Source organism: Humibacter sp., assembly GCF_051954055.1.
In the GTDB taxonomy this organism is placed as follows: domain Bacteria; phylum Actinomycetota; class Actinomycetes; order Actinomycetales; family Microbacteriaceae; genus Humibacter.
This window is the reverse complement of record NZ_JBQCIE010000128.1, coordinates 1-24840: the sequence shown is the minus strand read 5'-3', so window position 1 is coordinate 24840 and position 24840 is coordinate 1. Positions and strand designations below refer to the sequence as shown.

Sequence of the window (24840 nt, the reverse complement as noted above, 5' to 3'; positions counted from 1 at the left end):
GAAAACGTGTATCAGCTCGCTCCCAATATCGAACTGCTCTTCACCGAGGCAGGGGACTACCACGATCGCGTGCGCGCCGCGGCGGCCGCAGGATTCGACGCTGTGGAGATGTGGGGACCGACCGGTGTGGACGCCCCGGCCACACCCAAGGACCTTCCGGCGCTCAAGGCAGCGCTGGAAGAGACCGGGACCACGCTGACCGCTCAGCTGTCGGAGCCGCGCACGCAGTTCATGATCCCGCCGTGGGACCACTCGGAGTTCTACCGCAAGCTCGACGAAGGCGTCGCCATCGCACACGACCTCGGCTGCCGACGCATCGTCGTCGGCAGCGGAACGGGCTTCGGCGGCTGGAAGCGCCAGGTGCAGCTCGACAAGCTGATCGAGATCTACCAGAAGGCGATCGCGCAGATCGACGGATCGGGCGTCACGCTCGCGCTCGAGCCGGTCAACATCCGCGTCGATCACCCCGGCTCGCTGCTGGACCGCACGTCAGAAGCCGTGTACGTGGCGCGCGGCGTGGACTCGCCGTACTTCGGTGTGCTCTACGACATCTATCACTCGGCCGTCGAGGGCGAGGACATGGCGGCCGAACTCGCGAACGCGGGCGATCTGATCGTCTATGTGCAGCTCGCGGACGCTCCAGGGCGCGGTGAGCCGGGCTCCGGCGAGCTCGACTGGGCGGAACGGCTGGGCATCCTGCGCGCCTCCGGGTACGACGGTCCGATCGGGCTGGAGTACTACCCGACGCAGGAGTCCACGGCATCCGTCGCACTCATTCGCGAGCTGGCGGTGTCGGCATGCGATGTACTGAGCGAGCGGAGCAAGTCGAAGTGAGCCGGTATCCGGAATCGGTCGACGTCGCGATCGTGGGCAGCGGGCCGACCGGCGCCGCGTACGCACGTATCCTGTCGGAACGCGCCCCGAACGCGACCATCGCCATGTTCGAGGTGGGGCCGACGGTGTCGAGCCCGCCCGGATCGCACGTGAAGAACATCGAGGACGTCGCGGCCAGGGCGAGCGCACAGGAACGTTCGGAGGGCCCCGGTGCGGGCGCGGCCACGGTCAGCTCACCCGGAGCCGTGAAGGCCGGGGACCGGATGGCTCGCCCCGGCACGTATCTGCTCGATGACGGCTACGCGTTCGACGGCGAAGACGGCCTCCCGGTCGTGGCTTTCTCCAGCAACGTCGGCGGCATGGGCGCTCACTGGACCGGAGCGTGTCCACGACCGGGCGACAGTGAGCGCATCGCGTTCCTCCCCGACCTCGACGAGCTGCTCGACGAGGCCGACCGGCTGCTGGGTGTGACGACGGATGCGTTCGACGGCGCCCCCTACACCCGGCTGGTTCGCGAACGCCTCGCCGCGGCGGTCGATGACGGCCGGCCTGCTGGCCGCCGCGTGCAGCGGATGCCGCTGGCCGTGCACCGCCGTGACGACGGCAGGCTCGTGTGGTCGGGTTCCGACATCGTGTTCGGCGACGCCACCAGGCAGCACCCGAACTTCACCCTGTTCGACGAGTCGCTCGTGACACGCGTGCTGCTCGAGGACGGCCGGGCGGCCGGCGTCACGGTGCGCGACCTGCGCAACGACCGGGTGCACGTGGTCAAGGCCCGGTTCGTGGTCGTCGCGGCCGACGCCCTGCGCACGCCGCAGGTGCTGTGGGCCTCGGGCATCCGCCCGCTAGCACTCGGACGCATGCTCAACGATCAGTCCCAGGTGGTGTTCGCGGCTCGCATCCGGGACGGCGTTCCGGCCTCCGCCCCGCGACACGCACCGGCGGGGCAGTCCGACGAACACGACGTGGTGGCGGGCACGCTCAGCGAGGAGAGCGGCGTCACCTGGGTTCCGTTCACCGACGCAGCGCCGTTCCACGGCCAGATCATGCAGCTCGACGCCTCGCCGGTGCCGCTGGCCGAGGACGATCCGGCAGAGCCCGGCACCATCGTCGGCCTCGGCCTCTTCACGGCGAAGGACCTGCAGTGGGACGACCGCGTCGAATTCTCCGACGACGTGACGGACTTCTATGGGATGCCGGCCATGCGCATCCACTACCGGCTCACGGATCGCGACCGCGCCGTTCTCGACCGGGCGCGCGAGGAGATCGTGCGGCTCGGGAACGCCGTGGGCGAACCGATCGACGAACGACCGTTCACCATGCCGCTCGGGGCATCGCTGCACTATCAGGGTTCCGTACGCATGGGCGAGGTCGACGACGGACTCAGCGTCTGCGGCCCGTACAGCGAGGTGTGGTCGGCGCCAGGGGTGTTCGTCGCAGGCAACGGCGTGATCCCCACGGCCACCGCCTGCAACCCCACGCTCACCAGCGTCGCGCTCGCCGCGCGAGGTGCACGACGGATCGCCGACGAATTGCACGCCACCGAATTTCACGAACGAAAACTCGAACACGATTCAAGGAGGACGCGATGATTCCCGATCGCATCATCGAACAGGGCACGCTCACGGCCGACGGCGCCCGCAGCTCTGTCGAGGTACGGATTCCCTGGTACCGAGCCTTGCCGGGCTCGTGCATCTCGGAGGTGTCGTTCGCCGTCGACGGTGTTCTGGCGCCAGCACCGTCGCTGCGCTGGAGCATGAACGGAAAGACGTTCCGGCTTCAGGAGCTGGTGGATGCCACGGACGAGTGGTGGTTCCCGCTGGACTCCGCGGTCGTGTCGGGCGATATCCCCGTGACAGCCGACGGTGCCGAGCACAAGGTCGACGTCGAGCTCAAGCTCTACATCCCGTACATCATCATCGGCGACGACCAGGTGCTGCGCATCGAGGAGCACGACACCAAGACGATGACCGCACGCGAGACGAAGGAAGTGGCGGCATGACCGAGCAGAACCCGAAGAAGGGCAGCCCGATCCAGGGCGTCACGCTGTACAGCTTCACCAGGGCATTCCACGGCCGCCAGTACGACCTCGAGGGCCTGATCCGCAAGGTCGCCGCGGAGGGCTACGGGCCGGGACTGGAGATCATCGGCTTCTCCAGCTTCCGCGGGTTCCCGTCGATCGACGACGCCTTCGCCGGTCGCTTCCGCGACCTCGTCGACGAGGTCGGGCTGGTGCAGACGTCGCTGGCGATCAACGCCGACACCGGCATCCACCGTGATCGCCTGTTGAACCAGGACGAGCTCATCGAGTACATGCGCCGCCAGATCGAGGCAGCGGCGAAGCTCGGCTTCCCGATCGCGCGCGTGCAGATCTCGATCGAACCCGACTCGATGGAGGCTCTCGCGCCCGTGGCCGAGCGCTACGGCGTGACACTCGCACTGGAGGTGCACGCCGACCAGTACGCGTCGCATCCGCGCATCCTCGCGCTCCGTGACCGCTATGAGAAGGTCGGATCGCCCTACCTCGGCTTCACCGCCGACTGGGGCGCGACGACAGTCGGCTTCGCACCCTCGCTCATCGAGGCGTATCGCAGGCGCGGTGCGTCCGACGACCTGCTCGCCAAGGTGGTCGCACTCTGGAACGAATTCTACCAGGCAGGCCCACCCGCCGACCAGGCCGACCACGGGCAGCGCTTCGGCCGTTTCATCGCCCTCGGCGCCGAGAACGGACGCCCCGACCTCGGCGTCGACTTCGCCATCAACGGCACCGGGCTCTTCGGACCGGCCCGAGTGGATGACTGGCTCGAGATCATGCCGTGGATCAAGCACGTGCACGGCAAGTTCTTCGGCATCGACGACTCCGGCGAGGAGCCTTCCGTTCCGGTGCGCGACCTCATCCGGCTGCTGGTGGACAACGGCTACAACGGTGCCATCTCCAGCGAGTACGAGGGCTGGCACTGGAACTACTGGCAGTCGCCGTTCGAGATCATCGCAGGCGAGCAGGCGGTGCAGCGCTCGGCGGCTCGGGACGCCGGATCACGCATGGTGACCGACGGGGCGGATGCCCGCATACAGCTGGCGGCGTGGCTGCCCGCAGTCTCCTACAGCGAAAGCGGGAGGTGAACTCGTGCGTCATCGCACCTTCTGGAGACGGACGGCCATGCTCGCTGTGCCGCTCACGGCAGGAGGCCTGCTTCTCGCCGGCTGCTCGAGCACCCCCGCGAGCGGGAAAGAACCGCAGAGCATCTCGTTCGCGTTCGGAGCGACGAACAACCAGGACAAGGTGGCCTACACGAGTCTCGCGACGGGATTCGAGAAGAAGCACAAGGGGGTCACCGTCACGCCGGTGAACCTTCCAGCGGAGAGCTATCCCGGCGCCATCGCGACGCGCGTGCAGGGCGGCAACGCCCCTGACACGTTCCAGTCCGAGGGAGGGACCGGCCAGTCGTACTCGATCATCCCGTTCGCGAAGGCCGGCCAGTTGCTTCCACTGACCGATCCCGCGATCGTCTCCGCCCTGCCCGCGTCGCAGAAGGAACTGTGGGTGTACAACGGCAAGGCATACGGGGTTCCTCTCGGCAGCAACGCGAACGGCGTCATCTACAACGACCAACTGGCGAAGTCGATCGGGGTCGACATCGACGCCTCGACGAGCCTCGACCACGTCATCGCGCAGTGCGCCGTGGCGCGCGCCCACGGCAAGACGCTCTACGGTCTCGCTGGATCGGTTCCCGCGAACAACGCCTTCCTCACGACGGGGATCGCGGCATCGACCGTCTACGGGCCGGACAAGAACTGGAACGCAGAACGCGCGGCAGGCAAGGTCACGTTCGCCGGCACCAAGGGGTGGGTCCAGGCGCTCACCTACGTGAAGAAGATGTTCGATGCCGGATGCTTCCAAGACGGCGCCCAGAGTGCCGGCTTCGACGCACTCACCAACGGCGCAGCCCAGGGCAGCATCCTCGGCTTCTTCGCGCCGAGCAACGCGGCGAAGGAGATCATGGATGCCGCGGGTGGGCACGTGAAGCTCGTGATCCTGCCCATCGCGGCGCCGGCAGGGACGAGGACGTACCTGTCGGTCAGCGCGGATCAGAGCGTCTCAGCGAGCGCGAAGACGAAGAGCCCGAAACTCGCCGAGAGCTTCCTGGCGTACATCCTCTCCAAGCAGGGGCAGGAGGCGTATTCGCAGGCGGTGGGCACGATTCCCGTGACGGCCGACGAGTCGACGACGCTTCGGCCGCAGTTCGATCCGGTGAAGCAGCTCATCACGTCCGGAACCGTCCGCGGACTGCCGTCGACCGACTGGACGAACGCCAAGGTCTACGCCGATCTCGGCAGCGGCGTGCAGGGCATCCTCACCGGCCAGATGACGGTGGAGCAGGTTCTCAAGCAGATGGACTCCGACTGGGGTTGAGAGAGGAAGAGATGGAAGAGACAGCAGAAGAGAACGGCATCGCGGGCACGGGCATCCGGCTGGGCACGACGCTGTATTCGATGACGAGCGAGTTCGCGGCGGGTCTGTACACGCCGGAGACGCTCATCGCGTCGGTGGCGGAGAACGGGATCGGTCCGGGCGTCGAGTTCAACATCGCGCAGCTGCTGCGCACCTACCCGGATGTGGATGACGCGTTCGTGAAGCTCTGGTTCGACACCCTCGAGCGCTACGAGCTGGAGCCCAGCGCCGTGGGAACGAACCTCGACATGGGGCGCCGCAAGGACCGGGACATGACACCGGAGGAGGAGCACGACTTCCTCGCTCGTCAGTTGAAGACCGCGCACACGCTCGGGTTCAGGCGGGTGGTGATCCGCTCGGCGGGCAAGGAGCTGCTGCGCAGCCTGTTGCCGCTGGCGGAGCAGTACGACCAGAAGCTGGGCTATGAGATCCACGCACCGCAGGGCCCGAACGATGAGAAGGTGCTCGGCATCCGGGAGATGTACGAGGAGCTCGGCAGCGACCGTCTCGGGTTCACAGCTGACTTCTCGTCGACGATGCACAGCCTCTCGCCGACCCTACTGTTGCAGCTGGCGAAGATGGGTCTGGACGAGAAGCACTTCCCCGTGATGGACGAGATCTGGCACGAGCCGACTCCGATGCACGTGCGCAACCAGAAGTTCGAGGACTATCTGCGCGGCGAGGGAGTGGACCCGGTGCGGTTCGGCCCGTTCACCCGGCTCGCGTTCAACATGCACGGGCTGGTGCCGCCGGAGGAGTGGCTGGACATCATGCCGCAGATCTTCCACGTGCACGCGAAGTTCTTTGGACTCGACGACGACGGGCAGGAGCCGGCGATGGACATCCCTCGCATCGTGCGCCAGTTCGTGCAGGGCGGATACCGCGGGTTCCTCTCGAGCGAGTGGGAGGGGCACGCGTTCTCCGACCTCGGCGAAGCCGACCCGATCGACCTGGTGAAGAAGCAGCACGCGCTGATGAGGCACGCCATCGAGGAGAGCGTTGCGGAGAAGGAGGCGGCTCGTGTCTGACACCGTCGAAGAGCGGTCCGTGGCCGGCCTCGTCGCCGAGGTGGTCCGGCTGCGGGAGGAAGTCGCAGCAGCCACCGCGCTGGCGCGCCGTGCCGCGGACAGGGGAGAGGTCGAGAATCTTTTCAACCGCTACATGTACCTGCACAATGCGTTCCAGGACGAGCAGATCATCCCGCTGTGGGTGAAGCCGGGGACACCCGGAATCCGGGCGCGCTACACGAACGCCGGCCAGTACACCACCTGGGAGAGCGTGGTGCGATACCACCAGGGCCGTCCGTCTCCCGTGGGCAAGCTCATCCTGCACACCACGACGACGCCCGTGATCGAGATCGCCGGCGACGGCGAGACCGCCAAGGGCGTGTGGATCATGGCCGGTACCGAGTCGGGCCTGACGGACCCGCAGGTGGCCGAGGCATTCCCCGACATGTATTCGCCTGAGGAAGTCCTCGGCAAGAAGGTCTGGGCGCACTGGGTCTGGTGCAAGTACGCGATCGACTTCCTGCGCCAGGACGGCGAGTGGAAGATCTGGAAGTTCCGCTGCTACGAACTGGCCCGCGCACCCTTCGAGGAGAACTGGGTCAGCTTCGGTCTGAAGAACCAGGGTGCGTTCGACCTCGACCTCATGTACTTCGGCGACGACGGCAAGCCCGTCTTCATGCCGCCGGCCGACGAGCCGGTGCCGAGCACGAGCCATCCATACAGTCCAAGGACCGTGCAGAAGCTCGAGCCCGTTCCGCCGGCGCCGCACGGCACGTTCACCGACACATTCGCGTAAGGAGCATCATGGCCACTCACAACTCGCTCTTCTCCGAGAAGGACGTGCATCGCCGCCCGGACGGCCTCGCCGTCTCGGTGCAGATCCCCTGGTACCGCAGCCTCTGGCTCTCGGCCGTCGACGGCGTCGACGTCGTGCTGAACGGCGAGGAGGTGCCACGGGAGCGGTTGCGGTTCGAGCTGAACGGCCGCTCCTATCGCGTCGACGAGCTGCCGGAGCAGTGGGACACGCTCTGGTTCGTCGCTGACCGGCCGGATGTCGTCATCCTGCTCGACGACGTGCCCGAACCCGGCGCGAAGATCACGGTCGAAGTGGTGCTCACCATGCGACTGCTCTACATGCAGATCATGCCGGGGACGGACGGCGGACCCGGCCGTTACGTCACCAACCGCGTGCCCGTCGAACGCGAGCTCGTACTGAGCTGACGCTGGCGTGAAGGCGGCCGTCCACTGCGCTCAGGCGGCCGCCTTCACACCGTCGATGGTCGGTCGGCCGGCGGCGAACCAGCGCGGGAAGGTGACGTCGAAGAGCTGCTCGATCGCGAGCTCCGCGCCGCCGCGCAGGGGCTCTTTCTCGTCACCGACGGACTGCACGATCGCCAGGTCGCGTGTTGCCAGCGGAAGCGACAGCTCGTAGACCCGCTGCCGGATGCCCGCGAGGAAGATCTCGCCCGCTCCCGCCATCGCGCCGCCGACGACGATCACGCCGGGATTGAACATGTTCACGAGCCCGGCGATGGCTTCGCCCATGAGCCGAGCGGACCGTTGCACGAGCGCGATCGCCAGGGCGTCGCCGTCCATGGCTGCGACCGAGATCGCATCGGGCGTGATGGCATCGCCCTTCTCCACGTGCGCACCCAGAGTGCTGGCGGTGCCGTCGTCGATGGCCTTGTACGCGTCCCGTACCAGGGCCCAGCCGGATGCCTCCGCTTCGAGGCACCCCACCTTGCCGCAGCGGCAGGGGGTGACGGAGTCGTGAACGCGCACGTGGCCGATGTCGCCTGCAGCCCCGTTGGCACCGCGGTGGATGCGGCCGCGCGACAGAAGGCCCGCGCCGATCCCGCTGCCGACCTTGCAGTAGATGAGGTCGACGGCGTCGTCGCGGCGGTGGCTGCGCTCCGTGAGGGCGAGCAGATTCACGTCGTTGTCCACCCACACCGGCGCCTCGAAGTGCTGCTCGAACCGGTTCCGCACGTCGAACCCGTTCCACCCGGGCATGATCGGCGGGGCGACCGGGGAACCGGTCTCGAAGTCGACGGGCCCCGGGATGCCGACCGACACCGCCCAGACGTCGGCGCCGGACTGCTTGGACAGCAGCTTGTCGAGCATGCCGAGCGCCGTGTCGAGCGTCTTCGCGGGGCCGCGTGCGATGTCCCACTCGCGGTGCGCCTCCGCCAGGATCTCGCCGTCGAGCGTCGCCAGCCCGACCCGGATGTGCAGGGCGCCGAGGGCGCAGACCGCGAGGATGCCTCGCTCCGACCGGAACCGGAGGGTGCGTGGTGCACGGCCGCCCGACGACGGCCCGAAGTCGCCGTCGGCGATGAATCCCATCTCGATGGCCGCATCCACTCGCTGGGTCACGACACCGCGCCCCAGTCCGGTCAGGCGTCCGATCTCGGGCCTGGTGACGGCTTCGCCGGTACGGACCAGGTTCACGATGCGCAGCAGGCTGGTGACTTCGTCCGTCTGCGCGGAGAAGCGCAGAACCGATTCGCTGGCCATGCTCGATTCTGACACAAGTGTCGGAGGTCTCCTGCGTTAACTCGCACAACTATTGTCGATTCCGATGCGGGATAGGCAGCATTAGGGCGAATGCTCGTCGCATCCGGCATAAACGATCCTGATTCGGAGGATAGGAGATATGCGCTTCCCCGATGCCCTTTGCGCCACCGATCCTGGTTCCGGAGCAGTGAAGTGCTCCCCTTGAAAGGATCGAAGATGACCAACCTCCTCTCCCACCTCTCCTACGTCGCCATCACGTCGCCCGACGTGGACGCGTCGGTGAAGTTCTACGAAGAGCAGGTCGGCCTGACCGTCGTCGCCCGCGTCGATGGTCGCGCGTACCTGCGCTGCTGGGGCGACTATTACGCCTACTCCGTCGTCGTGGTTCCCGGGAACGAGCCGTCGCTCAAGACGATGGCGTGGCGCACGTCGAGTCCAGCGGCGCTCGAGGAGGCCGTGGCTCGCATCGAGGCCGCCGGCATCCAGGGCTCCTGGCGAGACGACGTCTACAAGATCGGCCGGGCCTACACCTTCACGGGACCGTGGGGCCACAGCATGACGCTGCACTGGGACGTCACCAGGCACCAGGCGGCACAGGCCGAGGCATCCATCTACCCCGACCGCCCGGAGAAGCGCAGCACCGTGGCCGGCGCGCCGCGGCAGCTCGACCACGTGACGATCGCCTGCAGCGACGTGGATGCCTTCGCGCAGTGGTACAACGACGTTCTCGGCTTCCGCATCATGGCCCGCACCGTGCTCGACGAGGCGCCGATCTCGATCTTCTCCGTGCTCACCACGAACGAGAAGTCGCACGACCTCGGCGTCGTGCTCGACGGATCCACCCGCGCGGGACGCGTGAACCACTACGCGTTCTGGGTGGACACCCGCGAGGAGCTGCTGATCGCCGCGGACACCCTGATGGAGCACGGTGTGCCGATCGAGTACGGGCCGTCGATCCACGGCATCGGCGAGCAGAACTTCCTCTACTACCGTGAGCCGTCCTCGCTTCGCATCGAGCTCAACACCGGCGGCTACCGCAACTACGTCCCGGACTGGGAGCCGAACACCTGGCGTCCGTCGCAGGGCTCGAACAACTTCTACCGCAACGGCGCCATGCCGATGTCGATGACCGAGTCCTTCCCGCCCGCCGACGGCCCCAGTGCCACCGAGGAAGGCGTGCCGGACGAGATCCGCGACGCACTGCTCAACCCGTACGCGGAGCAGGGGCGCGGCTGATGACATCCGGCTACACGCGACGCTTCGACGCACCGTTCGCGCTGGCCAGGTACCGGGACGGCGACCGTGTGACCCTCGGACTCGTCGCGGGCGATCGCATCCGGCCACTTGGCCCCGACGAGCTCGGCGCCCCCGACCTGAATGCGTTCCTCGCTGAACCGGACTGGGACCGCCTCGGAGCGCTCGCGAACCAGGACGGCCCATGGTCACCGCTGTCGGAGGCGACGCTGACCGCCCCTGTAGAGCCGCGTCAGGTGCTGCAGACCGGCGCGAACTACCGGCAGCACGTGATCGAGCTGGTGGCCGCCGGACTGACGCAGAACACCGAGCGAACACCCGAGGAGGCGCGCGAGTTCGCGGCCAGGATGATGGACGAACGCGCCGCGCACGGCGAGCCGTACTTCTTCATCGGCCTTCCCGCGTGCGTGGTGGGCGACGACGAGGAGCTGGTTCTGCCCTCCTACAGCGAGGTGCACGACTGGGAGCTGGAGCTGGCCGTCGTGATCGGCGCGCCGGCGTTCCGGGTGTCGCGGGAGAGTGCGCTCGACCATGTCGCCGGCTACACGATCTGCAACGACATCACGACGCGCGACCTCGTGTTCCGCAAGGACATGAAGGAGATCGGAACGGACTGGTACCGCGCCAAGAACGCGCCGGGCTTCCTGCCCACCGGGCCGTTCCTCGTTCCCGCGCCGTTCGTCGATGCCACGGACGCGAATGTGCGGCTCGAGCTGAACGGGCAGGTGATGCAGGATGCTTCGACCAGCGATCTGCTGTTCGACATCCCCGCGCTCATCTCGGGTGCGTCCCAGACGATGCCGCTCCTGCCGGGAGACCTGCTGCTCACCGGCAGCCCGGCGGGGAACGGCCAGCACTGGAAGCGATTCCTGCGCGACGGTGACGTCATGACCGGCAGCATCCAAGGCCTCGGCACCCAGGTGGTGCGTTGTATCGCGGAGGGGACACGATGAGCGAGCCGAGCGAGGACCCGCACGGCCTGGACCGCAGCGACCCGGAGGGCGAGATCGCCAGACGTGCCGCGGCGTACCGCAACTGGGGACGCTGGGGCGAGGACGACAGGCTCGGCACGCTGAACTTCATCGACGAGCGGAAGCGCGTTGCGGCGGCAAAGCTCGTGCGCACCGGCCAGGTGGTCTCGCTGGCGCAGTCGTTCGACATGAACGGCCCGCAGAAGGGATGGCGCCGTCGCACGAACCCCGTGCACACCATGCTCGACACCGGAACCGACGCCGAGCGCGGAACCCAGGGATTTCCGCACGGCATCGGCGGTGCCGACGACGTGATCGCCATGCCGCTCCAGTGCTCGACGCAGTGGGACGGGCTCGGACACATCTTCGACCACGGCAACGCGTGGAACGGTCGCAGGGCCGGGGACGTCGTCACGAGCGACGGCGACCTGGTCACGGGCATCGAGCACGCGGCATCCGCCGTCGTCGCCCGGGGAGTGCTGCTCGACGTCGGCCGCTTCCTCCAGCCCGATACCGGAGAGTTGGCCGACGGCTACGCCATCACCACCGCCGACCTGGTGGGCGCGGCGGACGCGCAGGGCGTCACCGTCGAACGCGGAGACATCGTGCTCGTGCGCACCGGGCAGCTCGCCAGGGCGAGGCGGGACGGCTGGGGCGACTACGCGGGCGGCGCCGCGCCCGGACTGTCGCTGACGACGGCGGGGTGGATCCACCGCACCGAGGTGGCGGCGATCGCCACCGACACATGGGGATTCGAGGTGCGACCGAACGAGTTCGACGTGCCCGCCTTCCAGCCGCTCCATCAGGTGAGCATCCCGAACATCGGGCTCACCATCGGCGAGATGTGGGACCTCGAGGAGCTCGCGTCAGCCTGCGCTGAGTCGGGGGTTTACGAGTTCCTGCTGTCGGCGCCGCCATTGCCCGTGACGGGCGCGGTCGGCTCGCCGGTCAATCCGGTGGCGATCCTGTAAGAAAAGCAGACCGAAGAACAGAGAGGTTCCGTCCATGACAGCAGTGCAGAAGGTCGCGATAGCCGGCGCCGGCATCTCCGGCCTGGCCGCCGCCATCCGACTCGCGAAGGCGGGCGTGCGGGTCGACGTCTTCGAGTCCAAGCCGGAGCTGAGCGCACTCGGCTCCGGGATCACGCTGCAGGGCAACGCGCTGCGCGTGTTCGACGCGCTGGGCGTCTGGGACGAGGTGCGCTCGGCGGGCTATCCGTTCGAGGGGCTCAACCTGCGTGCCCCCGGACCCGGCGCTCCGATCGTGGCGCAGCTGCCCGACGTGAAGACGGGCGGGCCGGACTATCCCGCCGGTATGGGCATGTACCGGCCGGACCTCGCACGCATCCTGCTGCGCGCTGCCGAAAGCGCCGGCGCCGTCGTGCACTGGGGCTCTGAGGTCACCGGCGTCGTCACGCGGGACGAGGATGCCGTCGAGGTGCAGGTGAACGGGGAGCCCGCCGGCGAGTTCGATCTGCTGATCGGTGCGGACGGGCTGAACTCGTCCGTGCGAGGTCTCATCGGAATCGACACCGCTCCGCAGCCGACGGGGATGGGCATCTGGCGCTCGTTCGTCTCGCGGCCGGCGGAGGTCGAGCGCAGCGAGCTCTACTACGGCGGTCCGGTGTACATCGCCGGCTACACGCCGACAGGGGAGGACACGATGTACGCGTTCCTGGTCGAGAAGGCGCAGGACCGGTTCGGGGTGGACGACGAGGACGCCGTGCGCATCATGCTCGAGGAGTCGCTCGCCTATCAGGGACCGTGGGAGTCGATCCGCCGAGACCTGGCCGACGGAGCGCACGTCAACTACACGTGGTTCACGCAGCACCTCGTCGACGCGCCGTGGAACCGGGGACGAGCGGTCATCATCGGCGACGCCGCGCACTCCTGCCCGCCGACCATCGCCCAGGGGGCGGCGCAGGGCCTCGAGGATGCGCTCGTGCTGACCGAGCTGCTCGAGGAGCGAGCGGTTCTCGACCAGCGGTTGTGGGACGACTTCCACGCCCGCCGCCTGCCACGCGCGCAAGCCGTGGTCGAGGCATCCGTGCAGCTGGGTCAGTGGCAGATCGACGGGGACCGGGAGGCCGACGCCGGTGGTCTGATCTTCGGCATCGCGCAGAAGATGGCGGAACCGGCATGAGCGCGCAGAACACGAGCGCGGCTCAGCCGGTCACCGACGTGCACGCGCACGTGCTGCTGCCGTCGCTGCAGGCAGAGGTCGAATCCCGCGACCCCGATGGGGCGCGCGAGGCGGCTGCGTTGGAGCTGACCAGGAACGGCGCCGCGAGCCTTGCCGTGTCCGGACCGATGGTGGGCGCCCGCATTCCACGGCTGACCGACGTGAACGTGCGGCTGGCGTCGATGGACGAGCAGGGCGTGGACCGGCAGTGGGTGAGCCCCTCGCCTAGCCACATCTACCCGTGGGCGGGCGAGCAGCTCGCCGTCTGGATCGCGTGCGAGGCGAACCGGCTCGTCGCCGAGCATGTCTCGCAGGCTCCCGATCGCCTCATCGGGCTCGGGCTCGTCCCGTTGCAGCATCCATCCCGCATCGCCGAGTGCCTTGACGACGCCGTGCTAGGGCGAGGCCTCGCGGGAGTGGAGATCTCGTCGTTCGCCGGTGACGTCGAACTCTCCGACGAACGACTCGAGCCGTTCTGGTCGCGCGCCGAAGAGCTCGGGGTCGTCGTCTTCCTGCACCCGTTCGGCTGCAGTCTGGACGCCCGGCTCGACCGCTACTACCTCTCGAACACGGTGGGCCAGCCGGTGGAGAACGCCGTCGCGCTGTCGCACCTCATCTTCTCCGGCGTGCTCGACCGGCATCCCCGGCTCAAGGTGGTCGCCGCGCACGGCGGCGGCTATCTGCCCACCTCGATCGGGCGCAGCGATCACGCGTGGCGCAAACGGCCGGACGCCCACGTGTGCCTTGACGAGCCGTCGAGCTACCTGCGACGGCTGTGGTTCGACACCGTCGTGCACGACGCCGACGTACTGCGTCACCTCATCGCCGTCGCCGGGGCATCCCAGGTGCTGCTCGGCAGCGACTTCCCGTTCGACATGGGAACGGAGGATCCGGTCGGTTTCGTGCGAGGCGCGGCGCTGTCCGAGCCCGTCGAGCACGACATCCTCGCGGGCAACGCAGCACAGCTCCTGAACGAACGGGTGAGCGCATGAGGATCGCTCGGTGGCGTGAGAAGCCCGGAGCGATCGGCGAGGGGTTCGTGATCGGAGAGAGCGTTGTGCCATTCCCCGACGAGCTCACTGTGCGCGAGGTGCTCGAGCGCGGGCTGGGGTTCGCGTCCCGGCTGCACGAGACGGCGAAGGATGCCCGGGGTGCAGAGCTCGATACGGTGCAGCTGCTGGCCCCCCTGAAGCCCGCGGCCATCCGCGACTTCGTCGCGTTCGAGGAGCACGTCGAGGGCGTCAGCGCCTCGGTCGACGGCAAGAGCGAGGTCGTTCCCGAGTGGTACGAGGCGCCGACGTTCTACTTCACGAACCCGCACACGGTGCTGGGACCGGGGGAGCCGGTAGCCCCTCCGGTCACCGAGCGGCTCGACTTCGAGCTCGAGGTCGCCGTCGTGGTCGGCGCGGTGGAGGGCTCCGACGGCGTGAACCTCGACTCAGCCGCGGCTGCGGACCACATCTTCGGCTACACGATCATGAACGACTGGTCGGCGCGTGACCTGCAGTCCAGGGAGATGAAGGTGCGGCTGGGACCGGCGAAGGGCAAGGACTTCGGCACGAGTCTCGGTCCTTGGATCGTCACGGCGGACGAGCTGGGGCCCTCTCTCGACGACGACGGATTCCTGGCGGTGCGCGCCGAGGTGCGCGTCAACGACGAGCTCATCGGGGAAGACCTGGTCTCGAACATGGGATGGCCGTTCGCCGAGCTCATCGCCTACGCCTCCCGCAACTCGCGGGTCGTCCCCGGCGACGTGCTGGGCTCCGGAACGGTGGGCAACGGCGGATGCCTCGGCGAGCTCTGGGGCCGCCGCGGTGAGCTGACCCCGCCGCCGCTTCGACCCGGCGACGTGGTCAGCATGAGCGTGCAGGGCATCGGTGAACTCACCTCCCGCGTCGGGCAGCCGGTGACAGCGCCCGACGTGCCGAGGGCACGTATCCGCACCCGCGTCAGGCGAGCACTTTAGTTGCTTTCCACCTAAAGAACGCCTAGAATCAACATGACGTTGGGGCAGCTCGCCCGTTCCGTATCGCGAAGTAGCAATGCGGACACAGACCGTCGCGTCGACGGCCCGATCGATCGGGCACTTACGCGTATGCCGCTTTCTGCCGTGAGACTCCGTCTTCTCGTCATCGCGCTGCTGACCGTCTCCTTCCTCGGCGCGCTCGACAACACCGTGGTGACCACCGCCCTCGCGACCGTCGCCGGCCAGCTGGGCGCGCTCGAGCACATGAGCTGGATCGTCGTCGGCTACACCCTCGCCAGCACCGTGCTGCTGCCCGTGCTCGGCAAGCTCGGCGACATGATCGGCCCCAGGCCGGTGTTCCTGTCGTCGCTTGTGGTGTTCATGCTGGCGTCCGCGGCATGCGGGTTCGCGAACAGCATCTGGTGGCTGATCGCGTCCAGGGTGGTGCAGGGGATGAGCTCGGCCGGCCTGCAGCTCATGTCGCAGACGATCATCGCGCACGCCACGACTCCGCGACAGCGACCGAAATACCTCGCTGTCATCGGTGCCGCGTTCCCTGTCGCCATCCTGATCGGCCCGCTGCTCGGCGGGCTCATCACGGACTACTGGGGCTGGCCCTGGGTGTTCTGGGTGAACCTGCCCGTCGGACTGGTCGCACTGGCACTGGCATCCTTCGCCGTGCCACGTATCGCCGGCGGCGGCCGTGCGCGTTTCGACATCGCAGGCACGATCACGCTCACCGTGGGCCTCGTCGCCCTCGTTCTGCTGGCGGCAGCTCCAGGGCAGGGCGTCATGGACCTCTGGATGCTCGCTCTCGCGGTGCTCGCGCTGGCGGCGTTCTTCGTCGTCGAGCTGCGGGTCGCGGAGCCTCTCGTCGATCTCAGACACTTCGCGAACCGCACGATCGGAATCGGAATCGCCATCTCCGCGATCGTCGGCGTCGGCCTGTTCTCGATCACGGCGTACCTGCCGACCTACTTCCAGATGGCGTACCGAACGAGCGCGACGGTGTCGGGACTCGTCCCGATCGCCACCGTTTTCGGCATGCTGGTCAGCAATCTCGGCACGGGCTGGCTGGCCAGTCGCACCGGCCACTACCGGCCGTTCCCCATCGTGGGCACGGCACTGGGAGCCGCGGGTCTCGCCACGATGGCCGCGCTCCCGGTCGGCCTCCCGCTCTGGGTGCCGATGGCGGTGATGGCCGTCGTTGGTCTCGGAACGGGGGCTTTCATGAGCCTCATCGTGGCGGTGGTGCAGAGCGCAGCGCCCGCCGGGGAGACGGGCGCGGTCACCTCGACGGTCAACCTCGTGAGGCAGATCGGGTCGACGCTGGCGACCGCGGTCATCGGCGGCGTCATCGCGGCCGGCGTCGCCGCATTGCTTCCCGTAGGTTTGAATGCGGCCACGCTCACTCCGCAGGTCGTGCACGCGGCGGATCCCGCGCTCCAGGAACGCATCGCCCAGATCTACCGCGATGTGTTCGCGCCCGTCTTCGGTTTCCTCGCCGTCACCTACCTCATCGGCGTCGTCGCCTCGGTCCTGATGCCGCGGGGACGGCTTTCGGACTCCTCCGACGTCGTGCCAGCCGCCGAGTCCGTCACCGCGTGAAAGAGCCTGAAAGAGAAGGAACGTCATCATGCTCGAAGAACCACTCATCCAAGCTGCGGGGTTCCGCAATGTCGGACCGTCCGATGACCCCACCGGATTCCAGCTCCGGGTGCGCAGCCCGTACTACCGGGGGATGTGGGCGAACCTGCTCGACAAGCCGACGGTGATCGTCGACGGTGAGGAGTTCGACGGGGAAGACATCCGGTGGAGCCTGCCGACGGGGGAGTACTCGTTCGCCGAACTGCAGGCATCCACCGACGCCCGATGGCCGAAGGACCGCGCCGCGGTGCTGACCGTGCCTCGTCCCGGTGGCCTCGCGCGAGGCATCCACGACGTCACGTTCGTGCTGCGCGTGCGCATGTCGTACATCCCCGAAGAACTGCAACCATCCATCTGGACCGCGACACGGAAGGCGGTGATCGTCAAGTGAGCACGAACGACCTGCCCTTCGGCCTCGGCGTATCGCTGTACAGCTACACGGAGGACCTCGGCGTCACGATGACCGTCGAGGACTGCATCGAAGACGTCGCCGACCTTGGCGCGACCGGACTCGAGATCCTCGGGGAGGGGCACATCGAGGACTACCCGAACCCGTCCGCCGAGTGGATCGACGCCTGGTGCGCGAGGAACGAGCGCCTCGGCCTCACGCCCACGCTGTACGGTTCGTGGATCGACACACGCCGGTTCCCAGGCCGCGGCATGACGGAGGACGAGGGAGCCGCCCAGCTCGAGCTCGATCTGAGGCTGGCCGGACTCCTGGGCTTCTCGTTCCTGCGGCCGAAGATCGGCGTGATCTCAGAGGACCTCCGGGTCGATCCGATCTGGCAGGGCGCCGTGGAGCGGAATCTGCAGCTGGCCGCCGATCTCGGGATCGTGATCTGCCCCGAGATCCACTGGCCCACCGTCATCCGCTCCGCCGTCGTGGAGGAGTACCTCGAGTTCAAGGAGCGCACCGGCAGCGAGAACTTCGGGCTCCTGATCGACACGGGGGTGTTCGAGACCAAGCCGTATCCGCGACGCGGTGGAAGCGCGTCGTTCCGCATGGGCGACGGCGCCGGGCGACCGCCGGAGGTTCCGCTCGTGCCGGTCTCCGATCTGGCCGAGGTGATGGAGCACACCGTGTACTTCCAGGCCAAGTTCTACGAGGTGGACGACGACCTCGTCGATCGCTACATCCCGTGGCGGGAGATCATCGACGTCGTGCTCGACGCCGGGTACTCCGGCTGGCTCTCCAGCGAGTACGAGGGCCACCACGAGCTCTACCGGGCGGCGGACCAGCTACGCCGGCAGCACGCGCTGATCCGGTCGATCGTCGCCGAGTGATGGCCCGTGTTCCGCACAGCGTGCTGATCACGGGTGCCGCCGGCTTCGTCGGCGAGCGCCTCGTGCGACGGATGCTCGCGGACGAGCGGTTCGCCACCACACGCTTCACCGTCGCCGACGTCTCGGTCGCCGACCCGCACGGCGCGCTCGCCGCCGATCCTCGCGTGAACGTCGTCGAGGGCGACCTCTGCGAGCCTGAGGTGCTGGCGGCGGCCATCGCGGAGCATCCGGATGCGGTGGCGCACCTGGCCGGTGTGCTCGGCGGTGCGGCGGAACGGGACCACGCGCTCGCGCGGCGCGTGAACGTGGATGCCACGCTGAACCTGCTCGAGGCACTGAGGGATGCGCCGGGCGTGCCCCGGGTCGTCTACGCGAGTTCGATCGCCGTGTTCGGGCCGCCCCTGCCGGAACGGATCGACGACGACACGCGGCCTGAGCCCGTCATGACGTATGGCGCCCAGAAGCTCATGATCGAGGCGGTGATCGGCCAGTTCAGCGCAAGGGGCTGGATCGACGGTCTGGCGCTGCGGCTGCCGGGCATCGTCGCCCGGCCCGATGCAGACATCCGCCTGCGCTCCGCCTTTCTCAGCACGTTGTTCACGGCATGCGCGGCGGGCGACGACTTCGTCGTCCCCGCGCCGGAATCTGGAACGAGCTGGCTGCTTTCGGTACCGGCCTGCATCGACGCCATCGTGCACGGCGTGCTTCTCGATGCGGGCGCTCTCGGTCGTCGTCGGGCGTTCACGATCCCGGCCCTTCGGGTGCAGCTCGGTGACCTCGTTCGTGCGCTTGCGGAGATGCTCCCGCAGAGCCGGGGCCGCGTGAGGTTCGAGCCCGATTCAGACCTTACGGCGCAGTTCGCCGCCCAGCCGGAACTGTCGACGGAGCTGGCCGACGGACTCGGGTTCGTGCACGACGGATCGATCGGGAGGCTCATCGAGCGCGCGCTGGAGTCAACTCCTGGTCACGCGTCCTGAGCAGCCGTCGGGTGGTTGAGACCGGTCTGTCGGCGCCCGGTGAGAAGCACCGCGATCGCGACAACCGCTGCACAGCCGCCCACGATCCCGACCGCGGCAGCGAGGCCACCGAAAGCCGCACCGATCGCCCCCATGAGAATCGGGGTAAGGAACTGGCCGAGGTAGAACGACGCGGTCCACCAGCCGGTCACTCGGCCTCGCTCTTCGAAGTTCGCCGTCGTGACGACCCACGTCAGCAGTGACGGTAGCAGGAGTCCGGAACCGAGGGACGAGATGATCGCACCGACGATGACGGCCGGGAGCACCGGAAGCACACCGATGACCATCATCCCGACGGACTGCAGCCCGAACGCGACCGGAAGAAGCCGAGCCGGGCGCACCTTCGTCAGTCGCGCGAACAGCAGGCCTCCGGCCGCCGTCGCGAGCGATGCCACCGCCGCGACGCCGCCGATAGCCCCCGTGTTCGCTGCGGAGATGCCGGTATCCACGACGAGATAGCTGACCTCTATGATGAGCACGTAGAACGTGAATCCGCCGAACAGTGTCACGAACAGTCGGACGAGGATGCGTCGCCATGGCACGCGAGCAGGCTGTCCCGCGTCGACGTGGGTGTCAGTGGGATCGGAACCGCTGGGCTCCCACAATGAGAACAGCATCGGTACCGCGATGACGACGCCTGCGAGGTATACCCAGAACGGCACGTGCCAACCGCCGGCGCCCAATGCCCCGCCGACCGCAATGAAGACCGTGGCCGCAACCGTCGTGGTCACAGTCTGCAGGCCGAGGTACCGGTTACGCCGCTTCTCCTCGTGGAAGTAGTCGACGATCAGCGTGGTGCAGACGGTCATGATCGCGCCCTCGCACAATCCGACCAGCACGCGGCTGACGAGGATCTCCGTCAGGCCGGTCAGCCAGACGGGTGCCGTGCCGACGAAGGCGTAGACGACGAGAGAACCGATCAGTAGCTTCTTGCGGCCCAGCCGGTCGACGATCTGGCCTGCGAACGGTGCGAACAACGCGATCATGAGCGCCGGTATCGCAACGATCATCGGAACGAGCACCACCGCTCCGGACTCCTCGGCGAAGTGTTCGGACAGTTGGGGGAGCACCGGTGTGATGAGCACGGAACCCAGCACCGGCATGCAACTGCCTGCGAGCAGCAGAATCGCTTGCCAGACTCCGGCACGTCGGGTTCCAGCAGTTGTCGTATTCGACATGTGTCTCTCCATCGAGTCCATGACCGCGGCGCCGCACGGAGTCGCGACGGCGTGCTGCGCCGTTCCTCCATGACAACGGTTGCCGAGCAATCAGTGAAGACGATGCTGGTTATGTGGCGCATCCGTCTGCCTGATGTGTGATCTGCCGGTGACGAGCGAACGTCGTGAGCACCGCTGTCAATCCGCTCCGGTGCATCCGTACCTCGGCCTATCGTGTGTCGGACCGCGGTCGACCGGCCGTGGTGCAGGAGACGCGAGGAGTCTGCGATGGACAGCGACGAGGGCATCCACATCGAACCGGACGACGTCGGGGGCGCGGCGATCCCCGCCGCCGACACCGAGCCGCGGCCGCCCGAGGACATCGGGGAGCCCGACCCGGTGCCCGAGGAGGACATCGAGGCCGAGGAGCAGGAGGAACTGGAGGCGGCCGGATTCGGGATTCCCGACGAGGCGCAACCGGAGTCGCAGGGGGAGGATCCGTTCGAGGCAGAGCTCGGCGACGAGGGGCAGGGGGACCTGGCGCCGGAAGACCTCTGAGCGCGAGGACGACGCTCAGGTCCCGACGCGGATCGCCACGATGCCGACCACCGCGCATGCCGTCGCCACCGTGCGCCATCGGCTGAAGCGTTCGCCGAAGAAGAGCAGGCCGATGAGCCCGGCAGCCAGCACGCTGGTCTCGCGCAACGCCGAGACGAGGGCGAGCGGTGCGACCGATTGCGCCCACACCACGATCGTGTAGGCCACGAGCGAGAGCACGCCTCCGATCCCGCCGCGCACGGCGTTGCGGCGGATGACGGGCAGGAACGAACGCTTGTCCCGCGACAGCGCGAAACACGTGACGGGCAGCGCGAGGCCCTGCAACAGGAAGAGCCACGACGCGTAGCCGAGCGGGTCGCCCGAGACGCGAACCCCGACACCGTCGAGGATCGAGTACGCGGTGATCGTCGCACCCACGGCGACGGCGAGCAGCACTCCGTGGATGCTCGTGCGCCCGATCCCGACGACGGCGAGCGTGAGCAGCGCTCCCGCCACGACCGCGACGCCCGCCAGCTGGATGCCCGACAGCCGCTCCCCGAGGAACGCGACGGCGATCACGGTGACGCCCAGCACGGCGATCCCTCTGGTCAGCGGGTAGGCGCGGCCGAACTCCGTCTTCGCGTACGCGGCGGTGAGGAGGATCAGGTAGAGCGTCTGCACCGACGCCGAGGCGAGCAGGAACGGCCAGGCGTCCGCCGCGGGAAGCGGGAGGAACAGGCATCCGATCGCGCCACCGATCAGGTAGACGAGACCGATCAGCGCCGAGGACACCAACCGGTCGGGGATGGCCTTCGCGATGGCGTTCCAGGCGCCGTGCATGACGGCCGAGCCCAACACCGCGGCAAGGACGACGCCGTTCACAGCACCGGCACCCCCGCTGCGATGCGCCGACCGAAGGGGACCCCCTCGAACTCGGGCGGCGCGGGGATGCCGAACACCTGCAGGACGTGCGGTGCGACATCCGCGTGGTCCGCGACCGCGTCATCGGTGGGAAGGATGCCGGGGCCGGCCGCCGCGATTCACGCATTGCGCTCCTCGACGCTGTCCCCGCCATGGTGTCCTGCGTCCCGGTGCCCGTGGTCCGTCAGCACGATCACCGTCCAGTCCTCCTGATCTCGATCCGGACGGCCGGCGATGGCCGCCAGGAGAACGCCGAGCTGGTCGTCGCACGTCTCGATCGCCCTCCGGTACCTGGGCGTCACGCCCTCGTGGTGGCCGACCATGTCGGGCAGAACGAAGTACGAGAACACGACAGAGTGGTCTCGGGCGAGCAGCTCGCGGGCGGTCCTGGCCGCGACCGCCTCGTCGATCAGCGCCACGGCATCCGGCTCGCCGTCCTCGGCGCCCGGCGGGAAGCTCGGCCGGTAGCCGGAGGGCCGGAACACCGGGCCACCGCTCGCCTCGGTCACCAGCGGCGCCCAGCCCGCTGCGGCGAACGTCGTCGCCCAGGGGTGGGCATCCCGAACCCTGGCGAGGAAGTCGGGGTACCGCTCGAACCCGTGCGTGCTGAGATCGTTGTCGTCGACGCCGTGCCGGTCGCGGTAGACGCCGGTCGCGACGGTCGACCAGACCGGTCCCGAAATGGTCGGGTTCTTCTCGTGCACGGGCGCGGTCGCCAAGAAGCCTCGTGCGGCAATGCTGTCGAGCCAGGGCGTCTGCGCGAGACGGAGCTCGTCGTCGCGCACGCCGTCCCATGCGACCACCAGCACGTGCCGCCGTCGCACCTCGACCATCCGCCGCTCCTTCCGCGTCCGGGCGTCTCGATCGAGCCCGACGGGTGACGACGCTACGCGTTCCGGTCGTGCACCGGATGCGATCACGCGCCGATGAGCACATCGGCATCGCCTATGGCTTGACGACGGCCGACGCTCGTCAGCGACCCGGAACGAGATCGAACAACGCCGCGCAGATCGCGGTGTCCCGCTCGGAGGCGCGGCAGATCATCCGCTCCTCGATCGGGATCGAGGGATCACGGATGTCCACCATCACGAGCCGCGGATCGTCCAGCAGCTCGTTCTCCGCGATGACCGCTACCCCGAGCCCTGCCGCGACCGCGGCGAGCGCGCCCTCCCTGGTGTCAACGACGAGCGTGGCATCCAGCGGCTCGTCGCGAACGGATGCCGCTGCCTCCTCGAGTGCCGCACGGCTGGCGCTGCCCTTCTCGCGGAGAACGAGCTGTTCGTTCAGAAGCCGACGCAGTCCGACCGACTTCTGCTGCGCGAGAGGGTTGTCCACGTGCACGACGGCGACGAGCGACTGCCGGTCTACCACGACGGAGGCAAGGTCGTCCGCATCGGGGATGCCCGCGGCGATGATCACGTCCTCGGCACCCGTTCTGAGCCGCTGCAGCAGCTCGGCGGCGTTGCCGGAACCCAGCCGCACGTGCGCCTCTGGCACTTGTCCGCGCAGCCGAGCGATGAGCGGAACGGCGTGCACCGGAGCATCCGCGGCAAGGCGCAGCTCGACACCGTCGAGCCGGTGCGCGGACTGCAGCAGGCGGCGCGCCTCGGCCTCGAGCGCGAAGAGCGGACCGCTGATCTCGTGAAGGCACTCTCCCAGCGGAGTGATCGCCACCTTGCCGTCCCTGCGGTCGACGAGGGCGACACCGTACTCCGCTTCGAGCGCCGAGACCTGCTCGGACACCGTCGGCTGCCGCACTCCCAGCGACCGCGCGGCGGCCGTGAAGCCTCCAGCCGCCGCCACGGCGTCGAACGATCTCAGCTGACTCAGGCGCATAGGCAGATCCTATGCATCCATCAGCCGACAGCGGACGCGGCCGTCTCGAGATCGGCGACGAACCGGTCGAACGCCTCGTCGAAGGCATCCTTCCCACGCAGTCGGAGCACGGCCGAGGGATGCGTCGTGACGAACACGGCGGCGTCGGGCGCGGCATCCGGGCCGTCGAAACGCTGACCGCGGGAACGCGTGATGGGGATCGACCGCCCCAGCACCGCGCGCACGGCAGTTGCGCCGAGACAGACCACCACCTGCGGGTGCACCACTTCCAACTCCGCCTCGAGCCACGGGTGGCACGCGACGATGTTGCCCACCTCAGGCTTGTCGTGGATGCGCCGCTTGCCCGACACGTGATGCCTGAAGTGCTTGACCGCGTTCGTGAGGTATGTGCTCTCCCGATCGATGTGCGCGGCATCCAGCGCCTCGTCCAGCAGCCTTCCGGCCGGACCGACGAACGGCTCGCCCGTGGTGTCCTCGTGATCACCTGGTTGCTCGCCGATCAGCATCATCGCGGCGGATGCCCGACCCTGTGAGAACACGACGTGCCGCGCGTCCCGCCACAGCTCGCACCCGCGGCAGTCCGGCGCTGCACGACGGAGCGCCGCTAGCGTGTGGCGCGCCGGTACCCAGTGCTCGGCGCCCGGACGCTCCGGATCGCCGGCCGGCGAACGTGGTGCGGGGTCGGTGGGCATGCGGCAACGCCACCACGCGTCGAGCCGCTTCCGCGAGTGCTTGCGCCGACCGGCCCCGGAGGCTAGCGCCCTCAGTCCTCGTCGTCGCCCGGATGCGCCGCGAGGTAGCGCTCGATGCGGCGGTCCGGGATGAGCCAGATCACCGCCACCCCCACGTACGGCACCAGCCCAAGCCACGGGACGACGAAGCTCAGCCCGATGCCCACCGCGTACAGCACGGGGGAGATCCAGCCCTTCACGTCGCGCCCGATCGCCTCCCGAACGCGGCCGCCGCCCGGCCGCCGCGCGATCGCCGACTGAAGGATGCTGTACGCCACGGCTGCGGCGAGCAGGTTGACACCGTAGATCACGGTCGGTGCGGTGGCGACCTCCGTCTTCGTCAGCCAGCCCGTCGTGAACGGGAAGAGCGAGAGCCAGAACAGCAGGTGCAGGTTGGCCCAGAGCACCCGGCCGTCCACCCGAGGACGCAACTGGAACAGGTGATGGTGGTTGTTCCAGTAGATCCCGATGTAGATGAAGCTCAGCAGGTAGGTGAGCAGCCCGAGCCCGGACGTGTCGAACAGGGAC

General features: G+C 68.3%; 26 protein-coding genes. 19 read left to right on the top strand and 7 right to left on the bottom strand.

The window, feature by feature from the left end:
- The first annotated feature begins 6 nt into the window (after positions 1-6).
- The 8 genes from ACTHNC_RS17145 to ACTHNC_RS17110 are packed head-to-tail and all read left to right on the top strand — an operon-like array spanning position 7 to position 7515.
- Entirely contained in the window at positions 7-834 is an 828-nt protein-coding gene (locus tag ACTHNC_RS17145) for a TIM barrel protein (protein WP_440295837.1), read from the top strand.
- Positions 831-2426: a GMC oxidoreductase gene (locus tag ACTHNC_RS17140; RefSeq protein WP_440295836.1), complete on the top strand. Its 1596-nt coding sequence runs from the start codon at positions 831-833 to the stop codon at positions 2424-2426. Before ACTHNC_RS17145 ends, ACTHNC_RS17140 begins: the two co-directional genes overlap by 4 nt.
- The gene (locus tag ACTHNC_RS17135; RefSeq protein WP_440295835.1) at positions 2423-2836 is read left to right on the top strand and encodes a C-glycoside deglycosidase beta subunit domain-containing protein; all 414 of its coding nucleotides are present in this window, start codon (positions 2423-2425) and stop codon (positions 2834-2836) included. Before ACTHNC_RS17140 ends, ACTHNC_RS17135 begins: the two co-directional genes overlap by 4 nt.
- Positions 2833-3957: a sugar phosphate isomerase/epimerase family protein gene (locus tag ACTHNC_RS17130; RefSeq protein WP_440295834.1), complete on the top strand. Its 1125-nt coding sequence runs from the start codon at positions 2833-2835 to the stop codon at positions 3955-3957. The genes ACTHNC_RS17135 and ACTHNC_RS17130 overlap by 4 nt, the downstream gene beginning before the upstream one ends.
- A gap of 4 nt (positions 3958-3961) precedes the next feature.
- On the top strand, positions 3962-5248 hold the full coding sequence (locus tag ACTHNC_RS17125; RefSeq protein WP_440295833.1) for an ABC transporter substrate-binding protein: 1287 nt from the start codon (positions 3962-3964) through the stop codon (positions 5246-5248).
- An 11-nt stretch (positions 5249-5259) separates the two neighbouring features.
- Positions 5260-6315 carry a sugar phosphate isomerase/epimerase family protein gene (locus ACTHNC_RS17120; RefSeq protein ID WP_440295832.1) on the top strand — a complete coding sequence of 352 codons (1056 nt, stop codon included), beginning with the start codon at positions 5260-5262 and terminating at the stop codon, positions 6313-6315.
- On the top strand, positions 6308-7090 hold the full coding sequence (locus ACTHNC_RS17115) for a nuclear transport factor 2 family protein (protein ID WP_440295831.1): 783 nt from the start codon (positions 6308-6310) through the stop codon (positions 7088-7090). Before ACTHNC_RS17120 ends, ACTHNC_RS17115 begins: the two co-directional genes overlap by 8 nt.
- Positions 7091-7098: 8 nt before the next feature.
- On the top strand, positions 7099-7515 hold the full coding sequence (locus tag ACTHNC_RS17110) for a C-glycoside deglycosidase beta subunit domain-containing protein (RefSeq protein WP_440295830.1): 417 nt from the start codon (positions 7099-7101) through the stop codon (positions 7513-7515).
- 30 nt (positions 7516-7545) lie between these two features.
- On the opposite strand, the gene ACTHNC_RS17105 is transcribed toward ACTHNC_RS17110, so the two are convergent.
- The gene (locus ACTHNC_RS17105; protein ID WP_440295829.1) at positions 7546-8811 is read right to left on the bottom strand and encodes an ROK family protein; all 1266 of its coding nucleotides are present in this window, start codon (positions 8809-8811) and stop codon (positions 7546-7548) included.
- Between the two features lie 216 nt (positions 8812-9027).
- On the opposite strand from ACTHNC_RS17105, the gene ACTHNC_RS17100 reads away from it, so the two are divergent.
- From ACTHNC_RS17100 to ACTHNC_RS17055, 10 genes are all read left to right on the top strand, one after another.
- Positions 9028-10047 (top strand): VOC family protein, encoded by a 1020-nt coding sequence (locus tag ACTHNC_RS17100; RefSeq protein ID WP_440295828.1) that lies wholly within the window; start codon positions 9028-9030, stop codon positions 10045-10047.
- The gene (locus ACTHNC_RS17095) at positions 10047-11018 is read left to right on the top strand and encodes a fumarylacetoacetate hydrolase family protein (RefSeq protein WP_440295827.1); all 972 of its coding nucleotides are present in this window, start codon (positions 10047-10049) and stop codon (positions 11016-11018) included. The genes ACTHNC_RS17100 and ACTHNC_RS17095 overlap by 1 nt, the downstream gene beginning before the upstream one ends.
- On the top strand, positions 11015-12007 hold the full coding sequence (locus tag ACTHNC_RS17090) for a cyclase family protein (protein ID WP_440295826.1): 993 nt from the start codon (positions 11015-11017) through the stop codon (positions 12005-12007). Before ACTHNC_RS17095 ends, ACTHNC_RS17090 begins: the two co-directional genes overlap by 4 nt.
- Positions 12008-12041: 34 nt before the next feature.
- Positions 12042-13178 (top strand): FAD-dependent monooxygenase, encoded by a 1137-nt coding sequence (locus ACTHNC_RS17085; RefSeq protein WP_440295825.1) that lies wholly within the window; start codon positions 12042-12044, stop codon positions 13176-13178.
- Positions 13175-14209 (top strand): amidohydrolase family protein, encoded by a 1035-nt coding sequence (locus ACTHNC_RS17080; protein ID WP_440295824.1) that lies wholly within the window; start codon positions 13175-13177, stop codon positions 14207-14209. The genes ACTHNC_RS17085 and ACTHNC_RS17080 overlap by 4 nt, the downstream gene beginning before the upstream one ends.
- Positions 14206-15183 (top strand): fumarylacetoacetate hydrolase family protein, encoded by a 978-nt coding sequence (locus ACTHNC_RS17075; RefSeq protein WP_440295823.1) that lies wholly within the window; start codon positions 14206-14208, stop codon positions 15181-15183. Before ACTHNC_RS17080 ends, ACTHNC_RS17075 begins: the two co-directional genes overlap by 4 nt.
- Positions 15184-15327: 144 nt before the next feature.
- Positions 15328-16791 (top strand): MDR family MFS transporter, encoded by a 1464-nt coding sequence (locus ACTHNC_RS17070; protein ID WP_440295822.1) that lies wholly within the window; start codon positions 15328-15330, stop codon positions 16789-16791.
- A gap of 28 nt (positions 16792-16819) precedes the next feature.
- Positions 16820-17221, top strand: coding sequence for a C-glycoside deglycosidase beta subunit domain-containing protein (locus ACTHNC_RS17065; protein ID WP_440295821.1), 402 nt, complete (start codon positions 16820-16822; stop codon positions 17219-17221).
- Positions 17218-18114, top strand: coding sequence for a sugar phosphate isomerase/epimerase family protein (locus ACTHNC_RS17060; protein ID WP_440295820.1), 897 nt, complete (start codon positions 17218-17220; stop codon positions 18112-18114). The genes ACTHNC_RS17065 and ACTHNC_RS17060 overlap by 4 nt, the downstream gene beginning before the upstream one ends.
- Positions 18114-19091, top strand: a complete 978-nt coding sequence (locus ACTHNC_RS17055; protein ID WP_440295819.1) for an NAD-dependent epimerase/dehydratase family protein — start codon at positions 18114-18116, stop codon at positions 19089-19091. The genes ACTHNC_RS17060 and ACTHNC_RS17055 overlap by 1 nt, the downstream gene beginning before the upstream one ends.
- On the opposite strand, the gene ACTHNC_RS17050 is transcribed toward ACTHNC_RS17055, so the two are convergent.
- Positions 19079-20308: an MFS transporter gene (locus ACTHNC_RS17050; RefSeq protein WP_440295818.1), complete on the bottom strand. Its 1230-nt coding sequence runs from the start codon at positions 20306-20308 to the stop codon at positions 19079-19081. The two genes, ACTHNC_RS17055 and ACTHNC_RS17050, sit on opposite strands and share 13 nt — an antisense overlap.
- A gap of 267 nt (positions 20309-20575) precedes the next feature.
- On the opposite strand from ACTHNC_RS17050, the gene ACTHNC_RS17045 reads away from it, so the two are divergent.
- Positions 20576-20845 (top strand): hypothetical protein, encoded by a 270-nt coding sequence (locus ACTHNC_RS17045; protein ID WP_440295817.1) that lies wholly within the window; start codon positions 20576-20578, stop codon positions 20843-20845.
- A gap of 15 nt (positions 20846-20860) precedes the next feature.
- Here the strand turns inward: ACTHNC_RS17045 and ACTHNC_RS17040 are convergent, their stop codons facing one another.
- From ACTHNC_RS17040 to ACTHNC_RS17020, 5 genes are all read right to left on the bottom strand, one after another.
- Positions 20861-21706: an EamA family transporter gene (locus ACTHNC_RS17040; protein WP_440295816.1), complete on the bottom strand. Its 846-nt coding sequence runs from the start codon at positions 21704-21706 to the stop codon at positions 20861-20863.
- Positions 21707-21864: 158 nt separating this feature from the next.
- Entirely contained in the window at positions 21865-22578 is a 714-nt protein-coding gene (locus ACTHNC_RS17035) for an alkaline phosphatase family protein (RefSeq protein WP_440295815.1), read from the bottom strand.
- A gap of 139 nt (positions 22579-22717) precedes the next feature.
- Positions 22718-23581: a LysR substrate-binding domain-containing protein gene (locus tag ACTHNC_RS17030; protein ID WP_440295814.1), complete on the bottom strand. Its 864-nt coding sequence runs from the start codon at positions 23579-23581 to the stop codon at positions 22718-22720.
- A gap of 20 nt (positions 23582-23601) precedes the next feature.
- Complete coding sequence (locus ACTHNC_RS17025; protein ID WP_440295813.1) at positions 23602-24273, bottom strand: UdgX family uracil-DNA binding protein; 672 nt, start codon at positions 24271-24273, stop codon at positions 23602-23604.
- A 71-nt stretch (positions 24274-24344) separates the two neighbouring features.
- The coding region (locus ACTHNC_RS17020) for a TMEM175 family protein (protein WP_440295812.1) at positions 24345-24840 on the bottom strand (496 nt) is incomplete at its 5' end.

What these genes read in the sequence shown, in the direction of transcription:
- ACTHNC_RS17100 (WP_440295828.1), top strand. Translation starts at nt 9,028, where the DNA reads ATGACCAACCTCCTCTCCCACCTCTCCTACGTCGCCATCACGTCGCCC.
- ACTHNC_RS17055 (WP_440295819.1), top strand. Translation starts at nt 18,114, where the DNA reads ATGGCCCGTGTTCCGCACAGCGTGCTGATCACGGGTGCCGCCGGCTTC.
- ACTHNC_RS17065 (WP_440295821.1), top strand. Translation starts at nt 16,820, where the DNA reads ATGCTCGAAGAACCACTCATCCAAGCTGCGGGGTTCCGCAATGTCGGA.
- ACTHNC_RS17030 (WP_440295814.1), bottom strand. Translation starts at nt 23,581, where the DNA reads ATGCGCCTGAGTCAGCTGAGATCGTTCGACGCCGTGGCGGCGGCTGGA.
- ACTHNC_RS17080 (WP_440295824.1), top strand. Translation starts at nt 13,175, where the DNA reads ATGAGCGCGCAGAACACGAGCGCGGCTCAGCCGGTCACCGACGTGCAC.
- ACTHNC_RS17025 (WP_440295813.1), bottom strand. Translation starts at nt 24,273, where the DNA reads ATGCCCACCGACCCCGCACCACGTTCGCCGGCCGGCGATCCGGAGCGT.
- ACTHNC_RS17075 (WP_440295823.1), top strand. Translation starts at nt 14,206, where the DNA reads ATGAGGATCGCTCGGTGGCGTGAGAAGCCCGGAGCGATCGGCGAGGGG.
- ACTHNC_RS17105 (WP_440295829.1), bottom strand. Translation starts at nt 8,811, where the DNA reads ATGGCCAGCGAATCGGTTCTGCGCTTCTCCGCGCAGACGGACGAAGTC.
- ACTHNC_RS17110 (WP_440295830.1), top strand. Translation starts at nt 7,099, where the DNA reads ATGGCCACTCACAACTCGCTCTTCTCCGAGAAGGACGTGCATCGCCGC.
- ACTHNC_RS17035 (WP_440295815.1), bottom strand. Translation starts at nt 22,578, where the DNA reads ATGGTCGAGGTGCGACGGCGGCACGTGCTGGTGGTCGCATGGGACGGC.
- ACTHNC_RS17085 (WP_440295825.1), top strand. Translation starts at nt 12,042, where the DNA reads ATGACAGCAGTGCAGAAGGTCGCGATAGCCGGCGCCGGCATCTCCGGC.
- ACTHNC_RS17045 (WP_440295817.1), top strand. Translation starts at nt 20,576, where the DNA reads ATGGACAGCGACGAGGGCATCCACATCGAACCGGACGACGTCGGGGGC.
- ACTHNC_RS17120 (WP_440295832.1), top strand. Translation starts at nt 5,260, where the DNA reads ATGGAAGAGACAGCAGAAGAGAACGGCATCGCGGGCACGGGCATCCGG.
- ACTHNC_RS17135 (WP_440295835.1), top strand. Translation starts at nt 2,423, where the DNA reads ATGATTCCCGATCGCATCATCGAACAGGGCACGCTCACGGCCGACGGC.
- ACTHNC_RS17090 (WP_440295826.1), top strand. Translation starts at nt 11,015, where the DNA reads ATGAGCGAGCCGAGCGAGGACCCGCACGGCCTGGACCGCAGCGACCCG.
- ACTHNC_RS17050 (WP_440295818.1), bottom strand. Translation starts at nt 20,308, where the DNA reads ATGTCGAATACGACAACTGCTGGAACCCGACGTGCCGGAGTCTGGCAA.
- ACTHNC_RS17130 (WP_440295834.1), top strand. Translation starts at nt 2,833, where the DNA reads ATGACCGAGCAGAACCCGAAGAAGGGCAGCCCGATCCAGGGCGTCACG.
- ACTHNC_RS17095 (WP_440295827.1), top strand. Translation starts at nt 10,047, where the DNA reads ATGACATCCGGCTACACGCGACGCTTCGACGCACCGTTCGCGCTGGCC.